Genomic DNA, 8330 nt, shown 5'->3' with positions numbered 1-8330 from the left:
CGCTCTTCGGCCGGTACCCTTCCTTGCTGAAACTCTATGCCGACAGCGGCTATCAGGGGCCGAAGTTTCAGGAGGAATTGAAGAAGGTTTGCCGCAAGATCAATGTCGAGATCGTCAAGCGGACGGATGCCGGCAAATTCGTCGTCCTGCCCAGGCGATGGGTGGTCGAGCGGACCATCGGATGGCTCAATCGCTGCCGCCGCCTGGCCAAGGACTGGGAGTGCCTGAACCAGAACGCATTGGCGTTCCTGCGATGGGCGTCCATTCGATCAATGCTGCGAAGGCTTTGCCAAGAAAGGATATGATCTCGGACGGACTCTAAGAGAATCCCCCCGTGTCGCTTCGCGCGACAACGCCAACTGATCTGACCAACGGCTACGGGTTGGTCAGATCATCGCCTTGCGAGATCGTTTCGAATTGAAACACCCGTAGGTTGACGCACATCAAAGTCGCGGATCACCAAGCTGGTTTAGCAATCAGGAAGCGTCAACGCGGCCGCCGCAAGGTGGTGGCCCGAGCAGAGAGGATGTGATTGTGGCTTTATCACCGAATACGAGAAAAAGGGTTCTTGTTGGCGGAGTTTCGCTGGCGGCTCTTGGCGTTGTGGGATTTCTTGCCCTCACGTCCCCTCTCGTATGGTCGCTAACGCATCCGGACAGGGATGTTGCCGATAATACGGAACCGGATCTCGACAATGGCAGGGCAATGTTCGTCATCGGCGATTGTGCGACCTGCCATGTCTCCCCCGGTGCGGAGAATGTCTTGCTTCTGGCCAACGGACGGGCGGTCACACCCAACCAGGACGACCAGCTGCTTCTGGGAGGTGGGCGCGTGCTGGAAACCGAATTCGGCGCATTCCACATGCCCAACATCTCGCCCCATCCAGAGGATGGTATCGGCGCGTGGTCGCTCGCTGAATTCACCAGGGCGATGCGCGAAGGTGTCGGCCCGGACGGCCTGCTGCCCGACGGTCGCAACCTCTATCCGGCATTTCCCTACACATCGTATCAACGCATGACGGCGAACGATGTTCGCGACATGTTTGCCTATATTCAGACGCTTGAACCTGTAGCGAGCGACATTCCGGATCACGATCTGAAGTTTCCCTACAACATTCGCCGCGGCGTTGGCGTCTGGCGCCTCGCCTTCCTGGACGGACAACCGATCGAGTACAGTCCTTCGACCGAAGCCGCCGCCGCGCTGTCTGTTGAGCCCGACGTTCTCGAGCGCGGTCACTACCTTGTCGAAGGTCCGGGCCATTGCGCCGAATGTCACTCGCCGCGGACGTTCATGGGCACGATTCCACAGGACATGCGCTATGCCGGAGGGGCAAATCCGGAGGGCACGGGCTATTTCCCCAACATCACGCCTGACGAGACCGGTATCGGCTTCTGGTCGGCCAACTCGATCGCCAATTACCTGAGAACGGGCATAAGTCCGATCAACAAGGTTGCGGGCGGCGATATGGCCGACGTTGTGCACAATACGGCGCAAATCTCGGATGCAGACCGGTTCGCGATGGGCGCCTATATGAAAACCGTTCCGGCGATCGACAAGCCCGCTCCGGGCATGCCCGAGCCGAACCTTACACCCGAGATTGTGATGTTGCCTCCTTCTGCAACGCAGGTGCCGGAGCTGCCGACGTCGGGGGCTGGCGAGATCGAGGCGGCGGAGACGGTCTATGTCGCACATACCAAAACCTTCTTCATCGACAAGGCCGCCGTGGGAACGGCCGACGGGGATGGCAAGCTGTTGGGCGCGACCGAGCTTGCGGTGGTTGACCGAGAGGACGGCAGACTCAAGGTACGGCTGGACGGCTGGCAGATGCCGGAGGCAGAGCGTGTTTTCTATGCCGAACAGGGCCATCGGATCCTGCAGGCCATCCTTGGCGACGCCTCCATCGAACAGGTGAGCAGGCAGGAGTCGATGGTCGATCCAGATACCCAGCAGGAATGGGCCAGGAGCAGTCTGGAAGTCTGGATCGACGACAAGGACATGTCGACCGAGCTATCGGCATTGTGGGACTATAGCGCCGATTTGTATAATGCCAGCTGCGGCACTTGCCATGCCCTGCCGGTGAAGGACCACTACCTAGCCAACCAATGGATCGGAAACCTGAATTCGATGCGGCGGTTCACGTCGCTGGGCGACGATCAGTATCGGCTGCTTCTCGCATATCTTCAGAACCATTCGAAGGATGTCACCTCGCGTGATCCGGGTGCAGTGGAATGAACGTAGCAACATTGAATGACGCGCAACTGAAACCGTATGCCCGGCTGGCGGAGTGGATCGGCGAGATCTTCCTCGCGCCGCCGAGCGCTGAAACCGTCGAGCGGATGGTCGCGGGAAGCGGACGTACATTGCTCGGAGATGTGGGGGAAATCCTCAATTGCCGAGACGCGGCCCGTCAGATGGAGGCGACGCTTCTTGCCGCTGTCGGACAGGATCTTTCGGCCCGGTACGTCAGGCTCTTTGACGGCGTTTCCGGGCGGCGCACCGTATCGCTTTATGAAAGCTTCTACTGTGGAAATGGCTCCCGCCTGTTTCAGACACCCGTCGAGGAGATGCGAAAGATTCTGCGCCGACTGGACATGTCAGTCCGGGCGGGATGCCATGAACCGCCGGACCATTTATCGATCGAGCTCGCAGCCCTCGCCGCCGCCCTGGACAAGGGCGACGACGATACTGCCCTTGCATTGCAGAACCGCATGGAGGCGTGGATTCCGCAAATGCGCGCAAGGCTCGACGCACAAGATCAGGACGGTTTCTACAGCAGCGCAGCCGTCGTCGTTACATGCCTTTTGAATGAAATCGGCGCCGCCCGGTCAGCAAGCTCGCTGTGACGTCATCCACCACCAGACTGAGAGAGAACAGCATGTCGCACTCGAAAAAATCCGGTCCTGTCCGCGTTTCCCGGCGCACCTTCCTGTCTGGCACGGCGCTGAGCGCGCTTGGCGCAGCCGGTCTGCCACTGCTGACCAAGGGCGCGCTGGCGCAAACCCCCGCCGACGAGATCCTGTCCGGGTGCCACTGGGGCGTGTTTCGCGCGCGCACGGAGGATGGGCGCGCCGTTGAGTTTACTCCGTGGGAAGAAGACCCATGGCCGTCGCCGCAGCTGCCGGGCGTTCTGGATTCGATCTATTCGCCGTCGCGCATCAAGTATCCGATGGTGCGGCGGGCGTGGCTGGAGAACGGTCCAGGCGCCGATGTGGCCGGGCGCGGAACCGGCGACTTCGTCCGTGTCACCTGGAATGAGGCTCTGGAGCTTGTGGCGCGCGAACTGGTGCGCGTGCGCGAGGAAACCGGCCCCACCAGCATCTACGGCGGCTCTTACGGCTGGAAAAGCCCGGGCCGCTTTCACAACTGCCAGACATTGCTGCGCCGCCTGCTCAAGCTCAACGGCGGGTTCACCTCGTCTTCTGGCGATTATTCGACGGGTGCGGCCCAGGTCATCCTGCCCTATGTTGTCGGTTCGATCGAAGTTTACGAGCAATGCACGACTTGGCCCAACGTCGCCGAGAACACCGAGTTGATGGTGTTCTGGGGCGCAAATCCGGTCAACAACTCGCAGATCAGCTGGCAGGTGGCCGACCACGGGTTCGCCAAGATGGAAGCCTTCCGGGACGCGGGGGGCGAGGTGATCTGCATCGACCCGGTCAGGACTGAAACCTGCGATTATTTCGACGGCGAGTGGCTGGCCCCGCGCCCGCAGACCGACGTGGCGATGATGCTGGGGATCGCGCATACCCTCTATACCGAGGGTCTGCACGACCAGGAATTTCTCGACCGCTATACCGCCGGGTTCGACAGGTTCCTGCCCTATCTGACGGGCGAGAGCGATGGCGTGCCCAAGACCGCCGAATGGGCCTCTGCCATCTGTGGAGTGCCAACGGAGACCATCGAGGATCTTGCCCGCCGCTTTGCAAGCAAGCGCACCATGCTGGCCCTCGGTTATTCCACCCAGCGTCAGCACCACGGCGAGCAGATCCACTGGATGCTCATCACTCTGGCCTCGATGCTCGGCCAGATCGGCCTGCCCGGCGGCGGATACGGGCTGAGCTATCACTATTCCAGCGGCGGCGCGCCGACGCACAATTCGCCGACCCTGCCGGCCATCACCGATACCCCCGGCCAGCCGCCGGCGGGCGGCGCCGCCTGGCTTTCGGCGGAGGGCAACGCGACGATCCCGGTTTCGCGCTTTGTCGAAACGCTGCTCAACCCCGGTAAAGTGATAGATTTCAACGGCACGAAGATCACGCTGCCGGAGATCAAGCTTGCATACTGGGTCGGCGGCAACCCGTTTTCCCACCACCAGAACCGCAACGAAATGGTGCGCGCCTGGCAGAAACTCGACACGTTCATCGTCCACGATTTCCAGTGGACGGCGACCGCGCGCCATGCCGACATCGTGCTGCCCGCGACCACGTCTTACGAGCGCAACGACATCGAACAGGTCGGTGATTACGCCCTGAGCCATATCGTGCCGATGAAAAAGATAATCGATCCCGTGTTCGAGGCGCGCAGCGATTTCGATATCTTCACCGGCATCGCCGAACAGCTTGGCCTGGGCTATGAATACACCGAAGGCCGCACGGAAATGGATTGGATCCGCGGCTTTTACGAGGCGGCAAAGCTTGAATCCCGCGCCAAGGGAATGGAGATGCCGATCTTCGATGTGTTCTGGGACAGCAACAAACCCCTGGCGTTTCCGGTCACAGATGAGGAACAGAATTTCGTCCGCCATGCGTCTTTCCGCGACGACCCGCTGCTTAACGCACTTGGAACGGCCTCTGGCAAGATCGAGATCTATTCCACCAACATCGAGAAGTTCGGGTATGATGATTGCCCGCCGCACCCGACCTGGATGGAGCCGATCGAGCGTCTTGGCGGGCCGACCACCACCTACCCACTGCATATCGCGTCGAACCACCCGATTGCGCGGCTGCATTCGCAACTGTGCGGCACGGAGCTTCGCGAATCCTATGCGATCGCCGGGCGCGAGCCGTGCTGGATGAACCCGCAGGATGCCGCGGCGCGGGGGCTTGTCGATGGCGATCTGGTGCGCGCGTTCAACGACCGGGGGCAGATCCTGGCCGGTGTGATGATCACGGATGTGATCCGGCCCGGAGTCATCCGGATCAACGAGGGCGGATGGTATGATCCGGCCGACCCGCGCGAAGCGGGCAGCCTGTGCCGCTATGGCGATGTCAACACCCTGACCGTGGGCATCTCGACCTCTAAACTGGCCCAGGGCAATTGCGGCCAGACGGCCATGGTCGAGGTGGAAAAATTCGTCGGGACGCCGCCGGAGGTGGACGTCTTCAGCGCATTGGACGGGTAGGAGCAGATGATCGAGCTATCGCCGCCGGGATGACTTGGGGTCGCCGATGTATTCCGCAAGGACTGTCGGGTCGGGCATCAACTCCCGAAACGTGAAACGGCGGCGCAACGCGGTATTGAAACAGCGGTCGAGCGATCCGCCGTGTTCATCGTGCCCACGATGTGCAGGTTGAGCGGTACCCCAAACCGCTTCTTGGAATATGGAAGGGTGACCTGCTCCGCCGCTGGTCCCCCATTCATAACGAGCGCCTGCAGGTTGGACTTTGGCATTCGAGTTCTGAGTCTGGCGCAAACGCGCCGGGCGCGGAGCCCCCAGATTGCGCAAGCGCTCGTCCATTGCCGGCAATGGTTTGCGTTGCGAGGCGCTGTGGGACGCGATACAGCACATTCTTCGTCGCACTGTTGTAACCCATGTCCGCGATGCTGACTGCGGTGTGCCGCAGGTCCCTGCGCACGGCGCCAATGCATGGCTTCACGGCACCGACCATGGGGACCGGAAAGAGCCTGCTGACCGACGCAGTGGCTTTGCTGGCGATGGGCCGCGCCGCAACCGTGCTGAACCAGTCGGGCGACGGGGACGGGGAGGAGGAGCGCAAGCGCCTCATGTCGGTCTTGATGCAGAGCGATCCCGTGGTGGTGATCGACAACGTGGACCGCCCGATGGGAGGCGCGCGCATGTGTTCGATCCTGACGCAGGAGACGTGGCAGGATCGGATGCTGGGCGGCAACGACCAGGGCCACGTAGATCGAGAGCGCCAGTTCCTCGAAGACCACATAGGCGGTGCCGCGATAGGCGGGCGTGCTGGCGGCCCCCATCCTCGCCGCGATGAATGGATCGGCGGTCTGCGTCTCGTCGCCGGGGTACCAGCGCCATGTGACGCCGGAGAGGTCCATCGGCTTGCCGTCGGCCCAGATGCGGCCGATGCCGGTGATCGGGCCTTCGCAAAGCGCCACCGCGAAGGAGGCATAGTAGAGATACTCGGTGGTCTTGACCTTGCCGCCCCCGCCGCCGTCTTGCGTGGTAGTCTTCGTCTCCTCACGGAAATCCGTCGCCCAGACGATGTTGCCCCCGATCCGCATGCGGCCATGGAGCCGCGGGATCACCGCGCCTTCGGTGGCCGAGGTGATGCGCAGCGTGTCGAGCCGCGCGCCCTCGATGCGCTGCGTCGGCGCGAGCGACGAGATGATCCAGCTGTCGACCACTGAGCCGATGGTGGAGCCGATGGTGGCTACACTGACGCCGAGGATCGCGCCACCAATGCTGCCGCCAATGGCAGCGCCAGCGGCACCAAGGACAAGAGTGGCCATTTTCGACCTCCATCGAATTGGGGAGCGGTGACGTCTGCGCAGCAAGGTTGATTGGTGAGAGGGCCGGATGTAGCCTTCCGGGATGGGCCACACATTCGACCCTCAGCAGCTTCTTTCCATGCCGCTCATGGCGAACCTCGCGACGATGTGCGCGGAAGGGCCGCGCAATGCTCCGGTCTGGTTCATCTGGGAAGACGACGCCATCTGGATGCTGAGTGACCGGGACGGCAGTTCCGTAAGGCGTCTGGAGGAAGATCCGCGCTGCGCTGTCGAAATCGTTCGTTTCGATCGCGGGAAGGGTATCCTTCTTCATCTTGGAATGCGGGGGACTGCAACTGTCGAGCCCATGCGTCCGGAGCTGTTCGGGAGGCTTCTCGAGAAGTACCTCGGCGCCGATCGTTCGAAATGGAATTCTTGGTTCATCGGGAACATCGCCCGGATCGATGACCCGTCGGGACGTCTTATCCGGCTGGAACCGCAGTCGTTCTATACCAACAATGTTTCCTATTTTTGGACCGGCCCTGATCTCGCTTGGTCACCCGGCATGCCGCTGTCCTGAACGCCGGTAGTTGGTGCATGGTCCGGGAACAGGAAAGCAAAGGTGACGCGCCGCCGTCAGGGTGGGGTGAGCGATTCCTCGATCACGCCGAGCCGCTCATAGGCGTGGAGGAAGCTGTCAGGCCCGGTGAGGATACCGACATGCTTGGCAATGGCGCGCGGCGTCATGCGGAACAGGACCAGCGCGCCGGGACCAGCGTCGGAGGGTGAGATCTCGGGCATCATGCGCCGAGCGCCCTCGGCCAGCACCTCGCGCGGTCCGGTCTCGCCCCAGTCCCGGCTGTAGGTTGGGAGCGGGAACGGCTCTGGCCCGACGACCTCGCGCCAGATGCCCCGCGCGCGCCCGAGGCAATCGCAACCGACGCCCCGAAGGCTGGCTTGGTCGTGATAGGGTATGCCGAGCCAGGACCGCGCGATGGCGATGACATGGGTGGGGTCAGCCGATGAGAGAGATTGCGTCACAGCACGCCTCCCTCATGTCCGCCATCCTTCGTGGCGTAGCGTAGGACCGCGTCCTGGCCGGGGATGTGCGGGAAACCCCGGAAATTGGCGGTGTTCGCGAACTTCGCCCCGCAGGTCTCGATACGCTTGTCACAGCCTGCGCAAATGGTGAAAGCATCACCGCCCGCGATTGCGCGTACTGGCGGTTCAAGCAGCGTCAGCACTGCGACACCGTCCGTTACGTCATGGCCCAGCACCTCGGTGCCGGGCAGTCCTCTTTCCAGAGGCGGCCATTCTTGCGGATCGGGATGATCGCGGTGGCCTGACGGCCGATGATGGCGATGTGGCAGCGGCGAGTGTCGTAGGCCCAGTCGGCGGTGACCGTGCCGATCCGCTCGTTTTCAGGAACTTGGCCGAGCAGGTCCGGCAGCACGGGGCTGTCGCCCTCGCGGCTTGAGGTGAATTCCACGGCGCGGATGTCCGAAGTGGCCGTGTCCATGGCCAGATGAACCTTGCGCCACTGGCGGCGCCCCTTCACTCCGTGCTTGCGGGCCTGCCATTTGTTACCCGGCAGTGGTTTGCCTGCAAACCATGAGAGGGCCCCGTCGCCGAGGAACTTGATCCCGGTGCTGTCCACTGCCCGGCAGTGCATTGCGGCCTCGGAGAAGACAGGCGGGGACCGG

At 62.4% G+C, this 8330-nt stretch carries 7 protein-coding genes and 2 pseudogenes; 5 read left to right on the top strand and 4 right to left on the bottom strand.

From position 1 onward, the window contains the following. The 4 genes from ATI53_RS22215 to torA all read left to right on the top strand — a co-directional run. Positions 1-305: transposase (locus ATI53_RS22215; protein WP_211315412.1), on the top strand; the 305-nt coding region annotated here is incomplete at its 5' end. Positions 306-705: 400 nt separating this feature from the next. After that, positions 706-2232, top strand: coding sequence for a cytochrome C (locus ATI53_RS22210; protein ID WP_111551406.1), 1527 nt, complete (start codon positions 706-708; stop codon positions 2230-2232). After that, a complete protein-coding gene (locus ATI53_RS22205; RefSeq protein WP_111551405.1) occupies positions 2229-2843 on the top strand; it encodes a TorD/DmsD family molecular chaperone in 615 nt (204 codons plus the stop codon). Before ATI53_RS22210 ends, ATI53_RS22205 begins: the two co-directional genes overlap by 4 nt. Before the next feature lie 32 nt (positions 2844-2875). Then, a complete protein-coding gene (torA, locus tag ATI53_RS22200) occupies positions 2876-5341 on the top strand; it encodes a trimethylamine-N-oxide reductase TorA (protein WP_111551404.1) in 2466 nt (821 codons plus the stop codon). Positions 5342-6087: 746 nt separating this feature from the next. Here torA and ATI53_RS22195 read toward each other — a convergent pair. After that, positions 6088-6648: pseudogene (locus tag ATI53_RS22195) on the bottom strand (baseplate multidomain protein megatron); the annotation flags it as partial. A gap of 82 nt (positions 6649-6730) precedes the next feature. Between ATI53_RS22195 and ATI53_RS22190 the strand changes: the two are divergent. Continuing rightward, positions 6731-7207: a pyridoxamine 5'-phosphate oxidase family protein gene (locus ATI53_RS22190; RefSeq protein WP_111551403.1), complete on the top strand. Its 477-nt coding sequence runs from the start codon at positions 6731-6733 to the stop codon at positions 7205-7207. Positions 7208-7263: 56 nt separating this feature from the next. Here the strand turns inward: ATI53_RS22190 and ATI53_RS22185 are convergent, their stop codons facing one another. From ATI53_RS22185 to ATI53_RS22175, 3 genes and pseudogenes are all read right to left on the bottom strand, one after another. Continuing rightward, the gene (locus ATI53_RS22185; RefSeq protein ID WP_009502602.1) at positions 7264-7668 is read right to left on the bottom strand and encodes an NlpC/P60 family protein; all 405 of its coding nucleotides are present in this window, start codon (positions 7666-7668) and stop codon (positions 7264-7266) included. Further along, positions 7665-7871, bottom strand: a complete 207-nt coding sequence (locus tag ATI53_RS22180) for a phage/gene transfer agent baseplate hub protein (protein ID WP_375342746.1) — start codon at positions 7869-7871, stop codon at positions 7665-7667. The genes ATI53_RS22185 and ATI53_RS22180 overlap by 4 nt, the downstream gene beginning before the upstream one ends. 32 nt (positions 7872-7903) lie before the next feature. Further along, positions 7904-8330, bottom strand: a pseudogene (locus ATI53_RS22175) (transposase); the annotation flags it as partial.

The sequence above is a fragment of the Salipiger aestuarii genome (assembly GCF_003259905.1).
In the GTDB taxonomy this organism is placed as follows: domain Bacteria; phylum Pseudomonadota; class Alphaproteobacteria; order Rhodobacterales; family Rhodobacteraceae; genus Salipiger; species Salipiger aestuarii.
This window is presented reverse-complemented; position numbering and strand designations above follow the sequence as displayed.